This is a genomic window from Micromonospora sp. WMMD736 (genome assembly GCF_049179015.1).
Taxonomy (GTDB): Bacteria; Actinomycetota; Actinomycetes; order Mycobacteriales; family Micromonosporaceae; genus Micromonospora.
The window spans coordinates 4,786,416-4,804,825 of record NZ_JBMHMI010000001.1 but is presented as its reverse complement, the minus strand read 5'-3'; the positions used below and the strand labels follow the sequence as shown (position 1 = coordinate 4,804,825).

Genomic DNA, 18,410 nt, shown 5'->3' with positions numbered 1-18,410 from the left:
CCACCGCTCACGCGGCGGCGAGGATGTCGTCCCCGATGGTGGTGAGCTGGTCGGCGCCGACCTCGACGGCCGCCATATAGTGGCGCAGCCAGGAGCGCAGCCCGTCCGGGGTGCCGGTGGCGAACGCGCCGGCCGCGCCGACGTACTCGGGCTCGCGTTCGGCGTGACCGACGTCCACGGCGAGCAGGCCGCGCGGGTCGAGGCCGCTGGCGAGCAGCACCAGCCGGGCGGCGCCGCGCGCCACCACGCCGGACGGCCCGGCGAACGGACGCAGGTTGAGCAGTTCTCCGTGTACGACGGCGGCGAGCACCAGCGGGGACACCTTCGTCCCGCCGGCCACCAGACCGGCCAGCGCGTCGAGGCGCGCGGCGACCACCGGGTCGGCGACCGGACGACCCAGCTCGGCCTCCGGCACGATGTCCCGGGCGGCGAGGACGTGCAGCCGGGCGAGGGCCTGTCGGGGTGCCTTCGGCCAGAGTTCACTCAGACCGGGCAGGGCCCCGGCGACCCGTAGCGCCCCCTGGAGCACCGGCTCGGTGACGGTGCCGGCGCGTACCTCCTCGCGCTCGTGGACGGCCCCTTCGAGCGCGGCGCTGGCCACCGCCGAACGGAGGCTGACCTCGGCGGCGACCTGGCCGCCGTGGCGGCGCAGCGCGCGGTGCCCGAGCGCCCGGTCGAAGCGTTCGCGGGCTCGGTCGACGGCGGGCGCGATGTCGGCGAGCGCGAGCAGCGGCGCGAGCGGGTCGGTGGTCACCCCGCCACGCTAGCGACCCCACCGGGCCGATCGGCCCACACCCGCCCGCAACGCGACCCGGACCACCCGGCCCGGTCACCGTCGGGTCGATCGACCCGGGACGGGCCGTCGGGCGCGTGGCGGGGGCCACTCGGCGCGATGAGGTGGGCAGCGGTCGCCGCCACGGTGGCCCGCGACTACCCTCGTGCCCATCGAGACGCAGGTCACCCCGAGGACGAGGAGTCACGGCATGAGCGAGGCATTGGCCAATCTGCTGAACGAGACGCGCCAGTTCCCCCCGCCGGCCGAACTCGCCGCGCACGCCAACGTCACCGTCGACGCGTACGCCGAGGCGCAGACCGACCGGCTCGCCTTCTGGGCCAAGCAGGCCGACCGGCTGGCCTGGTCGAAGAAGTGGGACGAGGTGCTCGACTGGTCGAACCCGCCGTTCGCCAAGTGGTTCGTCGGTGGTCAGCTCAACGTGGCGTACAACTGTCTGGACCGGCACGTCGAGGCGGGCCGCGGCGACAAGGTGGCCATCCACTGGGAGGGCGAGCCGGGCGACACGCGGACCCTCACCTACGCCGACCTGCACGAGCTGACCTGCCGCGCGGCGAACGCGCTCACCGACCTGGGCGTGACCGCCGGCGACCGGGTGGCGATCTACCTGCCGATGATTCCGGAGGCGGCGGTGGCCATGCTGGCCTGCGCCCGGATCGGCGCGGCGCACAGCGTGGTGTTCGGCGGGTTCTCGGCCGACTCGTTGAGCAACCGCATCCAGGACGCCAGCGCCAAGGTGGTGATCACCGCAGACGGCGGTTACCGGCGGGGCAAGCCGTCGGCGTTGAAGCCGACCGTGGACGAGGCGGTGGCGAACTGCCCGTCCGTGGAGCACGTGCTGGTGGTCCGCCGTACCGGCGAGGACGTGGCGTGGTCGGAGAAGGACCACTGGTGGCACGAGACGGTCGAGACGGCGTCGGCCGAGCACACCGCGCAGCCGTTCGACGCCGAGCACCCGCTGTTCATCCTCTACACCAGCGGCACCACGGCCCGCCCGAAGGGCATCCTGCACACCACCGGCGGATACCTCACGCAGGCGTCGTACACGACGCACGCGGTCTTCGACCTGAAGCCGGAGACGGACGTCTACTGGTGCACCGCCGACATCGGCTGGGTCACCGGCCACTCCTACATCGTGTACGGGCCGCTCTCCAACGGCGCCACCCAGGTCATGTACGAGGGCACCCCGGACACCCCGCACAAGGGCCGGTTCTGGGAGATCGTCGACAAGTACCAGGTGAGCATCCTCTACACGGCGCCCACGCTGATCCGCACGATGATGAAGTGGGGCGAGGACATTCCGGCCGGCTTCGACCTGTCGTCGCTGCGCCTGCTCGGCAGCGTCGGCGAGCCGATCAACCCCGAGGCGTGGATGTGGTACAGGCAGCACGTCGGCCGGGGTGAGCTGCCCATCGTGGACACCTGGTGGCAGACCGAGACGGGCGCGATCATGATCTCCCCGCTGCCGGGGGTGACGGCGACGAAGCCGGGTTCGGCGATGGCCCCGCTGCCGGGCGTCGTCGCCGACGTGGTGGACGACCAGGGCCAGTCGGTGCCGAACGGCGGTGGCGGCTACCTGGTGCTGCGCGAGCCGTGGCCGTCGATGCTGCGCACCATCTGGGGTGACGACAACCGGTTCATCGAGACGTACTGGTCGCGGTTCGAGGGGATGTACTTCGCCGGCGACGGGGCGAAGAAGGACGACGACGGGCACATCTGGCTGCTCGGTCGGGTGGACGACGTGATGCTGGTGTCCGGGCACAACATCTCGACGACCGAGGTCGAGTCGGCGCTGGTGTCGCACCCGTCGGTGGCCGAGGCGGCGGTGGTGGGCGCGACCGACCCGACCACCGGCCAGGCGATCGTGGCGTTCGCCATCCCGCGCGGCAGCACGGACATCAGCGGTGAGGCGGGTGAGCAGCTCATCGCCGACCTGCGCAACCACGTGGCGAAGACGCTCGGGCCGATCGCCAAGCCGCGACAGATCATGCTGGTGCCGGAGCTGCCGAAGACCCGCTCCGGCAAGATCATGCGGCGGCTGCTGCGGGACGTGGCCGAGAACCGCTCCCTCGGCGACGTCACCACCCTGCAGGACTCTTCGGTGATGGAGCTGATCTCCTCCGGGATGAGCGGAGCGAAGTCCGACGAGGACTGACGGCAGGCGTACCCCGAACGGTGGGTGATGGTCCGCACGGACCGTCACCCACCGTCGTCTTTTGTGGACGTCGACCCTCCCGCGTACCGCCCGCCGAGGGCTCGACGGATAACGCCTGCATCACGTTCCCGCCGTTCGGCTGGATTCTCATTTAGTTTCACGAAGGTCGGCTGGCCCTCGACGCGACGCTGCGTGCCCGGTGTCTGCCGGCTTCCCTCGCCCATGCCCGAGAAACGGAGCGGCATGAACAGAAACTCCCATCCGGGGTCGCGCCGACGACTACTCGTCGCGCTGCCCGTCATCGCCCTCGCGGCCACGTCACTGACCGTGAGTGGCAGTGCGGCGGCACAGCCGTCCACCACCCCCCGGGCGGTGATTGGGGCTGACGAGTACTACATCAACTACGCCGAGCCCGAGGTGCAGCCGGACACGTCCGGCCGTGAGGTCAAGGGCAAGAACGGCGTCTACACCCCCGCGGCCGACGACGCCCGCGCGTTCGACAAGAAGCACGCGCGCGGCAACCCGGTGACCGCCCGCCAGCTCGCGCAGATCGAAGCCAAGTCGATCAAGACGGGCAAGAGCCCGCGCCAGATCAAGCAGGCGCCCACCACACAGACGGCGAAGCTGCTGACGCTGCTTGTCGAGTTCAACGACAAGGCCAACGACGACTTCACCGACGTGATGGTCCCGAAGACCGTGTTCGAGGACCGGACCTGCGTTCCCGGCACCGTGCAGAACGGACCGAAGCACAACAAGCTCCCGGACCCGGCGCGGCTCGCGCACGAGGACAACAACACGTTCTGGGTGCCGGACTTCTCGCCGTCGCACTACAACAAGATGCTGTACAGCAAGAAGGGCATCACCGAGCGGGTCCGCACGGACCTCAAGGGCCCGGACGGCAAGAAGGGCATCGACATCTCCGGTCGCACGATGCACAACATGTACCTGGAGATGTCCAAGAACGCGTACACGGTCGACGGGCAGGCCAGCCCGTGGATCACCGTGCCGCACTCGGAGGGCTGGTACGCGGCCAACCGCTGCACCCAGGACGAGAACGGCAACTGGGTACCCGGCCGCGAGCAGTCGATGAACGGCCACCCGGACAACCCGGCCGGCGCGGGCCGACTGGCGACCGACGCCATCGCGGCGCTCGCCGCAAAGGACCCGAACTTCCCGTGGGCCGACTACGACAAGGAAGACCAGGCCGACCGCGACGGTGACGGCAACCTCTTCGAGCCGGACGGCGTGATCGACCACCTCGTGCTGGTGCACGCCGGCAAGGGCAAGTCGAGCGGCGGCGGCGACCAGGGCGTGTACGCCGTCTGGGCGCACTCCTCCTCGGTTCCGGGCGGCTACACCATCCCGGGCACCAGCCTCAAGGTGTCGAACTACATCGTGCAGCCGGAGGACGCCGGCGTCGGCGTCTTCGCCCACGAGTTCGGTCACGACCTCGGTCTGCCGGACCTCTACGACACCTCCGGCAACGCCGACTCCGACGTGGACTTCTGGGACCTGATGGCCTCCGGTTCGCACTCGGGTGAGATCTTCCAGGCGCTGCCGACGCACATGGGCATCTGGGACAAGTGGGTGCTCGGTTGGGCCGACCCGCTGACCATCCGTCCCGGTTCCAACCCGCGTGAGGTCAAGCTCGGGCAGACCTCCCGTACGCCGATCGACGCCGAGGACGGCATCAAGGTCGACCTGCCGGACAAGGTGACCGTCCTGGCCACCCCGCACAGCGGCACCAAGATGTGGCACAGCAACAACGACCAGAGCTGGGCCGATGTCAAGCTGAGCCGCTCGGTCGACGTGCCCAACGCCGCGGACGCCAAGTTCTGGATGTGGAACAACTACATCATCGAGGAAGACTGGGACTTCGGCTTCCTCGAGCTGTCGACCGACGGTGGGACGACCTGGTCCGAGCAGAAGGTGTACGCCGAGGACGGCACGGTCGTCACGACGCCGGACAACTACGGCGACCCGAACGGCCGGATGCACGACTTCGGTGGCAAGAAGTACGGCCTCACCGGCAGCACCGACGGCTGGCGTCACGACTACGTCGACCTGTCGGCGTACGCGGGCCAGACCGTCCAGCTGCGACTGCGGCTGGCCACCGATGAGGCGTTCGAGGAGCGCAACTGGTTCGTCGACGACTTCTCGGTCACCGGCGGCGGCGCTACCACCTGGAGTGACGACGTCGAGGGCGGCGCCAACGGCTGGGTGACCAGCGGCGGCACCTTCGTCGACACCACCGGCGCGGGCTGGAAGGTCTCCGGCGGCACCGAGGTGCACGCGCAGTACTACCTGGCCGAGTGGCGCAACTTCGACGGCTTCGACAACGGCCTGAAGTACGCCTACGACACCATCTACTCGCGCGACGCGTGGAAGGTCGACCGGATCTCCTACAACGCGCCGGGCATGCTGGTGTGGTACCGGGACAGCGCGCTGGGCGACGTCAACCACGTCACCGGTCAGATGACCTCGCTGCCGAGCTACGGCGCCAAGGGCGGGCTGCTCATCGTCGACTCGCACAACGAGCCGTACCGGCGTACCGGCGTGGCGGCCGAGAAGGACCCGTCGGTGACGGACAACCTGCCCAGCCGTCCGCAGTCGTCGAACGCGGCCTTCACGCTCCAGAAGACGTACCCCTTCACGGAGTGCCTGGAGGCGGCGGGCGAGCCGTACAGCGCGTACTGCACGAAGTTCAAGGCGCAGAAGCCGGTGAAGGGCTTCACCGACGCCAAGGGCTGGTACCCGGGCATCGAGATCCGCGACGGTGCGGCGTACGCCCGGGACAACGACGCCTCCGTGGTGATCCCGTCGCGTGGCAACGCGCCGTACACGACCCGGGTGACCAACCCGGACGGCAGCCCGGCGCCGGACTACTACGGCGTGACGCTGGGCGGCGGCGCGATCGTGCTCGGCACGGGTAACCCGGCCGACGCGGGCGTGGCGAACGGCGTCTCGTTGACGATCCGTAAGGCCGCGAAGGACAACTCGTCCGCCACGATCTACGTCACCCCGGCGAAGAAGTGACGGTTTAGCGGGTTCGGCAACTGATGGTGGGGCCGGTGGCGGGAACGCGACCGGCCCCACTGCCGTTTTCGGCCGATCTTATTGATCGAAATGCATCGCTGCCGACGTTGACGACCAGTCCGCCCCGGTTCGAGCGCAGATGAAGCGCGGGGGTGTGACGGTGAAAAGCATTCCCAACAAAATCTTGCAACAAATCGACGCGCGCATCTTCCCACCCGTCCCAGCAGTGTCTATGTTCACCATTGGTCCCACTAGTGGGATCGATCTTTCACCGGCCCGTACCCCCGTTGGGTCGGTTCCCTCACACCGGAGGTACCACGTGCGCAAAGTCGCAGTGGGTCTGCTCGGGCTCTCACTGACGGCGACGGGGCTGGCGTTCGGACCGTCCGCCAGTGCCGCGCCGCAGCCGAAGTTGCCGACGGCCGCTCCGTCGGTCGCCGAGCCCGCCCATGCCGACCACGACCTGCCGAACCCGCTGGAGGACAAGCGGCGAGCGCTGCGCCAGGAGGGCCTGAGCAAGGTCCTGTCCGGCAAGGCCAAGGCGGAGAAGGTCAACGGCAGCACGGTCGTCAAGGTCGGCAAGACCCAGGCCGACGGGGCCGCCGCCCGCACCACCGGGGCGGGCACGGCCCAGACGGAAGACCAGTACGTCGAGCTCTCCCGCGAGCGGACCGACAAGATCTTCGTGATCCTTGCCGAGTTCGGCAACGAGCGGCACCCGGACTACCCGGACAAGAACATCGACCCCAACACGGCGGGGCCGACCAAGTTCGACGGACCGCTGCACAACGAGATCCCGGCGCCCAACCGGTCGGTGGACAACTCCACCGTCTGGCAGCCGGACTACACCGCCGACCACTACCGGCAGCTCTACTTCGGCACCAACCCCGGCGACGAGTCGCTGAAGCAGTACTACGAGGCCCAGTCCTCGGGTCGCTACAGCGTCGAGGGCGAGGTCACCGACTGGGTCAAGGTCAAGTACAACGAGGCCCGGTACGGCCGCTCTGACGACCCGATCGCCGACGACGACGCCGCCAACCCGGCCAACGACCCGGCGGTCTGCGACAGCAACGTCTGCGACAACACCTGGGACCTGGTCCGCGACGCGGCCAACCAGTGGGTCGCCGACCAGAAGGCCGCCGGCCGCACCGACGCCCAGATCGCCGCGGACGTCAAGTCGATGGACCAGTACGACCGGTACGACTACGACAACGACGGCAACTTCAACGAGCCGGACGGCTACATCGACCACTTCCAGATCGTCCACTCCGGCGGCGACCAGGCCGACGGTGACCCGATCCAGGGTGAGGACGCCATCTGGAGCCACCGCTGGTACGCCTTCGCCTCGGACCAGGGCAGCACCGGCCCGGACACCTTCGCCGGCGGCGGCACCGAGATCGGTGACACCGGCGTCTGGATCGGTGACTACACCATCCAGCCGGAGAACGGTGGCCGGAGCGTCTTCTACCACGAGTACGGCCACGACCTCGGTCTGCCGGACGACTACAACGTCGTCAACGGTGGCGACAACAACAACGAGCACTGGACCCTGATGGCCCAGAGCCGACTCGGTGGCAAGAACGACGGCGGCATCGGCGAGCGCGGCGGCGACCTCGGCGCGTGGAACAAGCTCCAGCTCGGCTGGCTCGACTACGAGACGGTCGTCGCGGGGCAGAAGAAGACGCTGGTCCTCGGCCCGCAGGAGTACAACTCGCCCGAGGCGCAGGCCGCGGTCGTCGTACTCCCGAAGCGGGATTACACCTTCTCGAACGGCGCGCCGTTCGAGGGCAGCAAGCAGTTCTTCACCGGCAACGAAGACAACATCAACAGCACGATGACCCGGACCCTGGACCTCACCGGGAAGTCGTCGGCCGCCCTGACCATGAAGGGCCGCTACAACATCGAATCCAACTTCGACTACCTGTTCTTCGAGGTGTCGGCCGACGGCGGCAAGACCTGGGCGACCCTGCCCGGCACCGTCAACGGCAACCCGCTGAAGGAGATCTCCGCCGGGCGCTTCGCCCTGGACGGCTCCAGCGGCGGCAAGTGGGTCGACGTCAACATCCCGATGAACTCGGCGGCGGGCAAGGTCGTGCAGTTCCGGCTGCGCTACCAGACCGACGGCGGCGTCTCCCGGGGCGGCTTCTACGGTGACGCGATCACCGTGACCGCCGACGGTCAGACCGTGTTCACCGACGGCGGCGAGAACGGCGCCAACGGCTGGACGTTCGCCGGGAAGTTCGAGATCGCCTCGGCCACGTACACCAAGGCGTTCGACAACTTCTACATCGCCGGCACCCGGTCGTACACCTCGTACGACAAGTACCTCAAGACCGGCCCGTACTACTTCGGCTACCAGAACACGCGCCCGGACTGGGTCGACCACTACGCGTACCAGGAGGGTCTGCTGATCTCCTACTGGAACACGCGGTGGGCGGACAACGACACGTTCGCGCACCCGGGTGAGGGTCGAAACATGATCATCGACGCCCACCCGGAGCCGTCCTACAACCTGACCGGCGCCCCCTGGCGGGCCCGCGTCCAGGTCTACGACGCGCCGTTCAGCCTGAAGAAGGCGGACTCGTTCACGCTGCACATCAACAGCCAGGCCCAGTACGTCCGTGGCCAGGCGGCGCAGCCGCTGTTCGACGACACCAAGCAGTACTGGTTCCCGGAGCTGCCGAACCACGGCGTCAAGCTCCCGGCCACCGGCACCAAGATCAAGGTCATGTCGCAGGACGGCATCAACACCACCGTCCGCTTCAGCTGATCCTTCGATCAGGCACCACCCGCACCACGGCGATGCCCGGGCAGGTCACCTGCCCGGGCATCGCCCGTTTCCGGGAACCTCGACCGGGTAGCGCGCGTCCGATCACCCGTGCAACCGCGAACCCGTACCACCCTGACCGGCGTCGGTCTGACCGTCCTGTTGGCGCTGGCCGGCTGCGCCGGGACGCGGAACGAAGGAGACCCGGTGTCCGCCGAACAGACCCCGTCCGGCACCCCGGCGACCAGCGCACCACCGGCCTCCGCCGCACCGACCGAAGGCGGGCCCACGCCGTCGGCCCCCGCCGGCCGCCCGTCGCGCTCGCGAGCCCCGCTGCCCACCCTGCGCCCGCCGAGCGGACCACCGCGCAAGCCCACCGACGCCCGCCGGGCCAACGCCTTGGCGGGACGGATCAACCGGGGCGGCGACGGCCCCTGCTACGGCCTCGTCACCGACGACGGACGGCAGTACGCGCTCCACGGCACCGGCAAGGGCACCTTCGCCGTCGGCACGACCGTCCGGGTGACCATCGGCCCCGCCGACCCGGCCGCCGAGTGCGGCCCGGGCATCCCGGCCAGCATCGTCGACATCGACCCGGTCGTCTGACCTCCGGGCCAGACACGGGCCGGCGAAATGGCCACCTCCCGACGGGGTCCTAGGCTGTCAACCATGACCGACCAGCGCGGCGAGACAGTCGACGAGTCCTGCGTCCTCACCGAGGGACCGTGGACGCACCGTTTCGTCGGCGCCAACGGCAGCCGCTTCCACGTGGTCGAGGCCGGCACCGGCCCGATGGTGCTCTTCCTGCACGGCTTCCCCGAGCACTGGTGGGCCTGGCACCAGGTGCTCCCCGCGGTCGCCGACGCCGGCTTCCGCGCGGTCGCCGTGGACCTGCGCGGCTACGGCGCGAGCGACAAACCACCCCGGGGGTACGACGGTTACACCCTCGCCGCCGACATCGCCGGCCTCATCCGGGCCCTCGGTGAACGCTCGGCGACGCTCGTCGGCAGCGGCGTCGGCGGCATGGTCGCCTGGACGGTGGCGTCGTTCCACCCATCCCTGGTCCGCCGGTTGGTGGTCCTGGGCGCACCCCACCCGCTACGGCTGCGCGCCGCCATCTTCGCCGACCCGCGCGGGCAGTTCGCCGCCTCCACTCCGGCGTTGAAGTTCCAGCTCCCCCGCTACGAGCACGTGCTCACCAAGGACGGCGCGGCGGGCGTCGGGGAGATCCTGCGCCGCTGGGCCGGCCCACGCTGGGCCGCCAGCGCGGACTTCGAGGCGTACGCCGAACGGTGTCGGGAGGCGATGCGCATCCCCCAGGCCGCCTTCTGCGCGCTGGAAGGCTACCGCTGGGCCTTCCGTTCGGTGCTGCGGCTGCACGGCTACCGATTCGTACGCCTCATGCAGAAGCCGCTGGTCACCCCGACCCTGCAACTGCACGGGGCGGCCGACATCGCCGCCCTGCCACGGACCGCCCTCGGGTCGGGCCGGTACGTCGTCGCCCCGTACGAGTGGCGTCTGCTGGACGGGGTGGGCCACTTCCCGCACCTGGAAGCCCCCGAGCTGGTGCTCGGCGAGATCCTGCGGTGGGCCAAGTCATAACCGTCAGACCCGCTGCTCACGCAGGTCGGTTACCTCGGCGGCCGGCGCCCAGCCCTGGTAGACGCCGAAGTCGAAGACCTCCAACCGCATCGCCTCGGCCACCGGCCAACGACCACCCGTGTACTCGACGCGCAGCCACGCGTCGTGCTCGCCGAGCACGATGAACGGCTGGCCCTGCCAGGTGCAGGTGGTCCGCACGTACGCCAGATCCTCGATCTCACTCGCCGGCAGCACCCGCACGTAGCGGCCCGCGCGGACCTCCTCGAAGCCCTCGCCCGGCTCGGGCTGGTAGAGCCGGATGTCGTCGCCGTCCGGGCTGGCCTGGTACTCCCGGCCCTGCCAGCGGGCCACGTAACCGTCGCGCATCACTCCTCCGGAACCCGCCGCCAGGTGACCGCGTCCGTGTCGAGCACCGCCACCACCCGCTCGGTGCCGTCGCCACCGATCCGCCAGAGCTGTGCGCCGTGCGGGAGACGGGCGCTGTCCACCTTGAACTCCGCCACCACGTCACTGCTCTCGCCGGGGGCGAAGCCGTTGCCCCGGAACGGCGGGCGTTCGATGACCCAGCCCTCCATGGCACGCATCGCCGCCTCGTTCTGCCCGCCGTACGGAATCCGGTAGAGGCTGGGCCGGTGCGCCGGCCACCGCAGCACGTAGATCTCCTCGGCGTCCCGTCGGAACGGCGAACCGGGGTAGCTCAGGCCCAACGCGTCGTGCAGCTCGGCCGGCGTGGTCAGGTGGGCCAGCTCACCGGCCCGGTGCACGAAACCCGAGACGCGGTCGTACCCCCGCTCCAGGTAGTACGCGAGCTGGCTGGGCGCGATCGCCTTCTGCATCACGGTCGGGCGGGCCGGGTCCACCGCCGCCGGGGCGTACCGGGGACGGGCGGCGGGTTCCGCCTCGGCCGCCGGTTCCACCGGGTCGACCTCCAGGTCGTCGCCAAGGCCCACCTCGGCGGCCCAGTTGGCCAACGCCACGATCTGATCACCGGGCAACTTGGCCCCGACCGGGGTGCCCGGGTTGACGGCGAACGACCAGTCCTCGTCGGGCCAGTGCCGGATCAGCTGGGCGAACTTCACCCGGACCGTGTCGACCTCGGTTTCGATGTGGTCGGCGAGGCGCTCCGGGGACGTGTAGACCACCACATACGTCTCGCCGTCCAGGCGAGCGGTGCGCCAGACGAAGCCCGGGTCGCCGGGACGGCTGCCCCGCTTCGAGTCCGCCGCCGCCGGCAGCAGCACGCGGGCCAGCAGCAGAGTGGACAGGAACGTGTCCGTGCTCCCGGCCCCGGCAGCGCCGAGCAGGTCCTCCTCGACGGTGTTCGCCGGCTGGAACTGCGGCGACGCCGGCTCGTCGACCGTCGGAGGCTCGACGGCGTCAGCGATCCTGGCCTCCGCGGCGGGGTCGGGGTCCACCGGCTCTGGTTCGTAACCCACCGGGGATCGGGACGACCGCCCGGTACCGTCGTCGGCGCTGTCGCCAGCGTCGCCGACCAGACGGGCACCGCCCAGGCCTGCGTCGCCGCCCGGAGGGGCACCGCCCAGGCCGGCCTCGGTGGCCGAGCCGGGACCGCCGAGGCCGGCGTCGGCGGCCGGGTGGACTCCGACCAGACCGGCGTCGGTGGTCGGGCTGGCTTCGGGTGGATCGAGCAGGCCCGCTCCACCGTTCGACGCGGCCCAGGCGGACGGGCCGGGCACGGACGGGCTGAACGGTGGCGGGGCGGTGGTGGTCGAGTTCGATCGGCGTGCGGTATCGAAGAAGGGACCGACCTCGGGCGGATCGGGAAGATCCCGGGACTCGATGATGGTGCCCTCGATGACGATGGGTGTGAAGCCGCGACGGGGGGCGGGCGGGCCGGAGACCGGTTCCGCGACCGTCGGCGGCAGCTCCTCCACCGGTTCGAAGCGCCGCCGTTCAGCGGGGCGGCCATGCGGGATCGCCTGGGTCTCGTCCGCCGAGGGCGCCGGCTCCGGGGTGCGGGCCGGTGGCGGCCCGCCGTTGACCGGACCGGGCATCCGGAACGCGCGGGTGGGCTCCTCGGCCAACGGGTCGGGCCGCCGCGGTGGCAGCGGCTGCGTGGCCTCGTCGTCGGTCGACGGCGCTCGTACCACCCGGGATGTGCCCAGGTCGGCCGCAGGCGGCCACGGTCCGCGGCTGGCGTCCGGCGCGGGCATCGCGAAGGCCTGCGTCGCGCTGTCGCCGCCCGGCGCGTCGGCGGGGCGGCGGCGCGGGAAGGGCTGACTGCCGCGCCCGAACCGCGACGGCGGCGCGGCGCGGTCGCCCGTCCGACCGTCGCCCGCAGGCATGCCCGACTTACGACCGGACGTCGGTTCGAAGAAGGATCGCCGGCCGTCCTGGTCGGTGGCATCACCGAGAGCAGGACCGTCGCCCTCGCCGGCCGGCCGGATCGCGGACGGTCGGCCGGCACCGGGAATCGACTGGTCGACCGGTGCGGTGCGGGTGCGGTCGGCGCCCAGGGGCACGTACCGCGACGCGGCGGTGCGGCTCACCCCCGGTCCGCCGCCGACGCCCGGGCGGGCGGTGCGGGGCGATTCGGTCGGCTGCGGTGGCCCGGCGGCCGGCATGTCCTCCGCGCCGGAGCGGCGCGGCAGGTCACCCGGGCCGGGCGAGCGGGTGGGATTACCTGGAGCGGAGGGCGGGGACACCGGAGGCGGCCCGCTCCTCACCCCGGGTCGTCCGGGCGACGTCGCCTCGGGGACCGGCGGTGAGGGCGGTACGAACCCGGCGGCGGGCGGGGCTTCCCGACCGGTCGTACTCGCCCGGAACCGGGAGAGGGTCTCGGCCCGCTCCAGCCGGGCCCGGGCGCCCATCGCGCGGCCCGGCAGCCGGACGTCACCACGGGAGAGCTGCGACACGAACCAGGACGGCAGGTACCCCTCGACGGGCAGCCCGGGATTGACCGCGAGCCACCACTCGTGGTTCGGCCAGCCCAGCGCGAGGTCGGCGAACGGGACACGCCGGTGGGTGCCCGCGTGCTCGCCGAGGCAGGCCCGCAGCGCGGTGGCGGAGGTGAAGGCCAGCACGTGCGTCCGACCCCCGGTCGTCCAGGTGCCCCAGCCGGCGGCCTGACCGGACGCCGCCGGAGTGGACACGGGCAACAGCAGCTCGGTGCGGGACAGGAGGCGGAAGTAGAGCTCCTGGTCGTTGGCGCGCAGCGCGTCCCACATCGCCACCTCGGCCTCCGTGGCCGGCTTCCATTCGGTCACGGCCACCTCTCCTCCCGAGAACAGGCCACAGGTATCGCGTACAACCTACAAGGTGGCATCAAGATCACAATGGCTGGCCGGCGGCGGTCCGCCCCGGTGACGGCGAAGCGATAACATCCCGTTCCGGAGCCGACACGATACGGAGGCTGTCGATGTCCCGGTCGATCGCGCGCCCGGTCCTGGCCGCTCTGGCGGTCGCGCTGCTGACCGGCGCGACCGGCCCGGCCGTCGCCGCCGGCCCGCGCCGATCGGCTCCGGCCTGCGCGACCCCGCTGACGCCCGTTCGACCGGTCGAGGCCACACCGTGGCCCCAGCAGCGGTACGACCCCGCGCGGCTCGCGCCGCTGACCACCGGCGCGGGGGTGACGGTCGCGGTGGTCGACTCCGGCGTCGACCGGGCGCACCCCCAACTGGCCGGTCGGGTGCTGCCCGGTGCCGACCTGCTCGAAGCGGGTGGGGACGGCGGCCAGGACTGTGCCGGGCACGGTACCGGTGTGGCGAGCATCATCGCGGCGGCGCCGCGTCCGGACGTCGCCTTCCACGGCCTCGCGCCGGCCGCCCGGATCCTGCCGGTACGCGTGAGTGAGCAGCAGGTGGTGCAGGGCCGAGAATCGGGGCGCACGGTCAGCGCGGGTGAGTTCGCCCGCGCCATCCGCTGGGCCGTCGACCACGACGCCGACGTGGTGAACCTCTCCGTGGTGCTGTACGCCGACGACCCGCAGGTCCGTTCCGCCGTCCGGTACGCCGTGGAGCGGGACGTGGTGCTGGTGGCCGCCGTGGGCAACCTGCACGACAGCGGTGACCCGCGCCCGTTCCCGGCCGCGTACGACGGGGTGCTCGGGGTGGGCGCGATCGGGGCGGACGGCGCGCGGGCCACCTTCTCGCAGACCGGCGCGTACGTCGATCTGGTCGCCCCTGGCAGCGAGGTGCTGGTCGCCGTGCCCGCTCAGGGCCACCAGCGGGTGGAGGGCACCAGCTATGCCGCGCCGTTCGTGGCCGCCACCGCGGCGCTGCTGCGCGCGTACCGACCCGAGCTGACCGCCGCCGAGGTGGTGGAGCGGATCGTCGCCACGGCCGATCCGGCGCCCGGCCCGGGACACGGCGGCGGGTACGGGGCCGGCGTCCTGAACCCCTACCGGGCGGTCACCGAGACCGGCGGCCGGCCGAGCGGCCCCCGATCCGCCGCCGCGCTCGCCGACGACCGGGCCGATCAGGCCGCGCTGGCCCGCCAGGCGCGTCGCGCGACCGCCCGCGACCGAGCCCTGGTGGGCGGCGCGGTGATCGGCGTGACGGCCGTCGCCGTGGTGGTGCTGGCCCTCGTGCTGCCCCGGGGCGCGCGCCGACGTTGGCGACCGGCCGAGCCGGCCTGACCCGGCCCGGTCACCGCCGTGGCCCGCGCCCGGGGGCGGCCGGGACGCCGACGCGGTCATGGTCAGCGCTCCCGGCCCACCGACGTCACTGGAACAGCCCGGTGTTCTTCTTCTCGGTGTCGAGATAGTCGGCAGCGGAGTCGTCCACCGCCAACTTGATGGCACGCAGCATCGCCTGTAGGTCCTGCGAGGCGGAGCGCCACCGCGCCTGGCGCTGCTCGTACGCCTGGCGGGCGTCACCGGACCAGGCCGACACCAACGGCGCAGCATCCCGTTCGAGCTGGCCGAGCTGCGAGTCGAGCGTGTTCAGCGCCCGTTGAATGTCCGCGCCGGCCTGTTGCAGCGCGGCAAAGTTGACGACCAGCACACCGTTGTCCATCGGAACACCCTCCCGGCAGGTCAGAGCGGCAGCTGGATGCCGCCGCGGTTGGTGCCGGCCACCCGGCTGGCCGCCTCGTCGTCCGAGACGTCGTACTGTCGGCCGGCGGTGCGAATGGCACCGGCGGTCTCCCGCAGCGCGCGGTGCAACGCCGCCTGATCGTCTGCCCACTGTCGCTTGACCTGCTCGAACGACCGCCCACCGGCGCCGCGCCAGGCCTGCTGCAACACCTCCAACTCGGCCAGCAGGCCGGTCAGCATGGACTGCAACGACTGGTCCACCTGCTCGAACTTCGCAGCGGTCTGCTTCATCACCGCTGCCTCTGCCTGGGTCTGGGACACCCGGACGTCACCTCGTCTCCTCGGTCGTGCCTGGCTGTCAATGCGCCCGCGGTGGGAGCGCACCGCTCGCGTGGCCCGCTCGATCGAGCACGGTCGGACACGGGTCAGCGATGAACTTCGTGGCTGACGGTAGCGGCCCGGTAGCGGTTCGGCTACCCCACGGCTCTCCCCTGTGGACAACCACGCCATCCATCGGTCGCCTACGATGTGCTGCAGCCCCGTCGCGGCGCGTGACGGGCATCCGGGGGCGGTCGGCCGCCGGGCACGTCCAGACTGGTCGAGGAGGCGCGGTGCCGCCGATCACCACTTCAGGCGCGCAGCCGGCGAGCCACGCCGGGCCGGACCTCTTCGCCGTCCCTCCGGTCGACACCGCACCGGACGTCGGACCGACCACTGTCGACGGCAGCACGCCGGGCACCTCCGGTACCGGCGTACGCCCTCGACGAACCACCGCGCGGTGGGCCGCCATCGGTCGGCTCGGTGCGGAGTTGCGCGCGGGCCAACTGGTCGCCGGGCAGATCGCCGTGGCGGTCGTCCTCGCCGCCGTCGGCCGGGGCACCCCGATCATGATCGCCGCACTGCTGATGGCGGCGCTTCTGGTGACGGCCGTCTGCGTCCGGTTCCGGGGCCGCTGGCTCTTCGAGTGGCTGGGGACCGCCGCCGGGCACCTGACCCGCCGTCGCGGGTTGGGCGAGCGGGCCGGTCCGGCCGAACTGCTCGACCTGGTCGCCCCCGGCGCCGTGGTCGGCTCGACCGAACTGTCCAGCGGGCCGGCGGCCGTGCTGGAGGACACCGGCGGCATGGTGGTGATGCTGGAACTCGGCGACCCCGGCGACCTCCTCGGCGACGCGTCCCGGGCGATCCCCGCGCCGGCCACGCTGCTGCCGGCGCCGGGGCCGGAGGTGCCACCGGTACGGATCCAACTGCTGCTCACGGGTACGCCTGCGCCCGTACCCACGGCGGGTGGCACGGTCGGGACCTCGTACCGGCAGCTCACCGACGGTCGCCTCGTCGGGCGGGAGCGGGCGGTGCTGGCGGTCCGGGTGCTGCGGGCGGACGGCTGGACGCCGGAGGCGCTTCGCCGGGCGCTCGCCGGCACGACCCGCCGAATCATCCGTCGGCTCGGACCACTGACCGCCCGGCCGCTCGGCGTACCCGCGGCGCTGCGGGTACTGGGTGAACTGGCCCATCACGACGGCGAGCCGGTGCTCCAGGCCTGGCCGTCGCTGCGCACCGGAACTCTGGTCCAGGCGACGTTCCGGCTGGTCCGCTGGCCGCAGGCCGGTGGGGCGGGGGCACGGCGGCTGGTACCCCGGCTGCTGACGCTGCCGGCGACCGCGACGACCGTGTCGCTCTGCGTGGGGCCGGCCACGGATGCGGACGCGGTGACCGAGCTGACCGTACGCCTGGCCGCCACGTCGACGGCAGAGCTGACCGTGTCCGCCGACGCACTGGGTCGCCTCGTCGACGGCGCGGGCGGGGAGCTGCGGCGGCTCGACGGCGCACACCTGGACGGTCTGGCCGGCACGCTGCCGCTGGCACTCATGTCGGCCGGGCGGTCCGAGGCCACGCTGGACGACTGGGAGCTGACCCTGGGCGAGGCCGGGATGATGGTCGGCACCAACCGGCACGGTGGCGCGGTCACCGTGCGGCTGTTCCGGCCGGAGGGCACGCGGGTGCTGTTGCTGGGCGGGGTGCGTGCCGCACAACTCGTCGCGCTGCGGGCGATGGCCCTGGGGGCGCTGGTGGTGGTGCAGACGGCGCGACCCCGCGCCTGGGAGCCGTTCGTACGGGGGGTGGGCGCGCCGGGCGGAACCATTCCGCTCATTCCACCGGGCCGGCCGGTCGCCGACTCGGCCGGCGGCGCACTACGGCCGTTGCTGCTGGTCGTCGACAGCGGACCGGTGCCGGCCGAGACCGAACCCGGTCCGGCGTGGCGGGCCACCCTCGTGGTGCGCGACGAGCTGACACCGGCCGACGTGGACGCGTTGAGCCGCGCCGACCTGGCGGTGTTCCAGCGGCTGTACCCGGCGGAGGCGACGCTGGCCGGCGCGGCGCTGGGCCTGGGCCCCTCGGCCGACTGGCTCACCCGCGTCCGGGACGACATGGTGGCGGTGGTGAACCGTCGCGCGTTGCGGTGGGCGCTGCTCTCTCCGACGCCGATCGAGGCCCAGCTGATCGGTCCGACGGCCCGGGCCTGAGCGCGGTCCGCGCGAGGCGGGCCGGTCGTCCTCGATGGTCAACTGCCGGGTTACGCCCGTGGAAGGTCCGTGGCACGATCCCCGCCATGGGTTTTCTGAAAGGGTTGCTGATTCGGCTGGCCACCACGGCACTGGCCTTCTGGCTGGCCACGCTGCTCATTCCGGGCATCGACCTGGAGTCGACCTCCGCCGTCGGGACGGTCACCACGCTGATCCTGGTGGCGGCGATCTTCGGCGTCGTCAACGCGGTGCTCCAGCCGGTCATCAAGACCGTCGGCTGCGGCTTCTACCTGCTCACGCTCGGTCTCATCGCGCTGGTGGTGAACGGGCTGCTGTTCCTGCTCACCAGTTGGATCGCCGACCAGGCCGGACTGCCGTTCTCGGTGGACGGGTTCTGGCCGGCCGCCGTCCTCGGCGCCCTGTTCGTGAGCATCGTGACGTGGATCCTCGGGGCCGTCCTCGACCGCGACTGACCACCACCACCGTCCCCGGACCGCCCGGCCCCGACGGGCGGGGCGGTCCGGCGACCAGAGTTCGGG

General features: G+C 71.8%; 13 protein-coding genes. 8 read left to right on the top strand and 5 right to left on the bottom strand.

What is annotated here, in order from left to right; genetic code table 11:
- Positions 1 to 7: 7 nt before the first annotated feature.
- Positions 8 to 754: an oxidoreductase gene (locus ACN269_RS21720; RefSeq protein ID WP_421474138.1), complete on the bottom strand. Its 747-nt coding sequence runs from the start codon at positions 752 to 754 to the stop codon at positions 8 to 10.
- A gap of 229 nt (positions 755 to 983) precedes the next feature.
- Here ACN269_RS21720 and acs point away from each other — a divergent pair, with 229 nt between their 5' ends.
- From acs to ACN269_RS21695, 5 genes are all read left to right on the top strand, one after another.
- On the top strand, positions 984 to 2,948 hold the full coding sequence (gene acs / locus ACN269_RS21715; protein WP_421474137.1) for an acetate--CoA ligase: 1,965 nt from the start codon (positions 984 to 986) through the stop codon (positions 2,946 to 2,948).
- Between the two features lie 243 nt (positions 2,949 to 3,191).
- Positions 3,192 to 5,984, top strand: a complete 2,793-nt coding sequence (locus ACN269_RS21710; protein WP_421474136.1) for an immune inhibitor A domain-containing protein — start codon at positions 3,192 to 3,194, stop codon at positions 5,982 to 5,984.
- 334 nt (positions 5,985 to 6,318) lie between these two features.
- Positions 6,319 to 8,754, top strand: coding sequence for an immune inhibitor A domain-containing protein (locus ACN269_RS21705; RefSeq protein WP_421476479.1), 2,436 nt, complete (start codon positions 6,319 to 6,321; stop codon positions 8,752 to 8,754).
- 204 nt (positions 8,755 to 8,958) lie between these two features.
- Complete coding sequence (locus ACN269_RS21700; protein WP_421474135.1) at positions 8,959 to 9,357, top strand: hypothetical protein; 399 nt, start codon at positions 8,959 to 8,961, stop codon at positions 9,355 to 9,357.
- 63 nt (positions 9,358 to 9,420) lie between these two features.
- On the top strand, positions 9,421 to 10,353 hold the full coding sequence (locus tag ACN269_RS21695) for an alpha/beta fold hydrolase (protein ID WP_421474134.1): 933 nt from the start codon (positions 9,421 to 9,423) through the stop codon (positions 10,351 to 10,353).
- A gap of 3 nt (positions 10,354 to 10,356) precedes the next feature.
- On the opposite strand, the gene ACN269_RS21690 is transcribed toward ACN269_RS21695, so the two are convergent.
- Both ACN269_RS21690 and ACN269_RS21685 read right to left on the bottom strand, forming a co-directional pair.
- Positions 10,357 to 10,722, bottom strand: a complete 366-nt coding sequence (locus ACN269_RS21690; protein WP_030486287.1) for a hypothetical protein — start codon at positions 10,720 to 10,722, stop codon at positions 10,357 to 10,359.
- A complete protein-coding gene (locus ACN269_RS21685) occupies positions 10,719 to 13,580 on the bottom strand; it encodes an SseB family protein (protein WP_421474133.1) in 2,862 nt (953 codons plus the stop codon). Before ACN269_RS21685 ends, ACN269_RS21690 begins: the two co-directional genes overlap by 4 nt.
- 152 nt (positions 13,581 to 13,732) lie before the next feature.
- On the opposite strand from ACN269_RS21685, the gene mycP reads away from it, so the two are divergent.
- A complete protein-coding gene (gene mycP / locus ACN269_RS21680) occupies positions 13,733 to 14,950 on the top strand; it encodes a type VII secretion-associated serine protease mycosin (RefSeq protein ID WP_421474132.1) in 1,218 nt (405 codons plus the stop codon).
- Between the two features lie 85 nt (positions 14,951 to 15,035).
- On the opposite strand, the gene ACN269_RS21675 is transcribed toward mycP, so the two are convergent.
- The gene (locus ACN269_RS21675; protein WP_396800471.1) at positions 15,036 to 15,329 is read right to left on the bottom strand and encodes a WXG100 family type VII secretion target; all 294 of its coding nucleotides are present in this window, start codon (positions 15,327 to 15,329) and stop codon (positions 15,036 to 15,038) included.
- A 20-nt stretch (positions 15,330 to 15,349) separates the two neighbouring features.
- The gene (locus ACN269_RS21670; protein ID WP_357123575.1) at positions 15,350 to 15,670 is read right to left on the bottom strand and encodes a WXG100 family type VII secretion target; all 321 of its coding nucleotides are present in this window, start codon (positions 15,668 to 15,670) and stop codon (positions 15,350 to 15,352) included.
- Positions 15,671 to 15,960: 290 nt separating this feature from the next.
- Here ACN269_RS21670 and eccE point away from each other — a divergent pair, with 290 nt between their 5' ends.
- Complete coding sequence (gene eccE, locus ACN269_RS21665) at positions 15,961 to 17,871, top strand: type VII secretion protein EccE (protein WP_421474131.1); 1,911 nt, start codon at positions 15,961 to 15,963, stop codon at positions 17,869 to 17,871.
- An 86-nt stretch (positions 17,872 to 17,957) separates the two neighbouring features.
- Positions 17,958 to 18,344, top strand: a complete 387-nt coding sequence (locus ACN269_RS21660; protein ID WP_421474130.1) for a phage holin family protein — start codon at positions 17,958 to 17,960, stop codon at positions 18,342 to 18,344.
- Positions 18,345 to 18,410 lie beyond the last annotated feature (66 nt).

Coding starts and splice junctions, on each gene's coding strand:
- acs (WP_421474137.1), top strand. CDS start 984: ATGAGCGAGGCATTGGCCAATCTGCTGAACGAGACGCGCCAGTTCCCC.
- ACN269_RS21710 (WP_421474136.1), top strand. CDS start 3,192: ATGAACAGAAACTCCCATCCGGGGTCGCGCCGACGACTACTCGTCGCG.
- ACN269_RS21695 (WP_421474134.1), top strand. CDS start 9,421: ATGACCGACCAGCGCGGCGAGACAGTCGACGAGTCCTGCGTCCTCACC.
- mycP (WP_421474132.1), top strand. CDS start 13,733: ATGTCCCGGTCGATCGCGCGCCCGGTCCTGGCCGCTCTGGCGGTCGCG.
- ACN269_RS21675 (WP_396800471.1), bottom strand. CDS start 15,329: ATGGACAACGGTGTGCTGGTCGTCAACTTTGCCGCGCTGCAACAGGCC.
- ACN269_RS21660 (WP_421474130.1), top strand. CDS start 17,958: ATGGGTTTTCTGAAAGGGTTGCTGATTCGGCTGGCCACCACGGCACTG.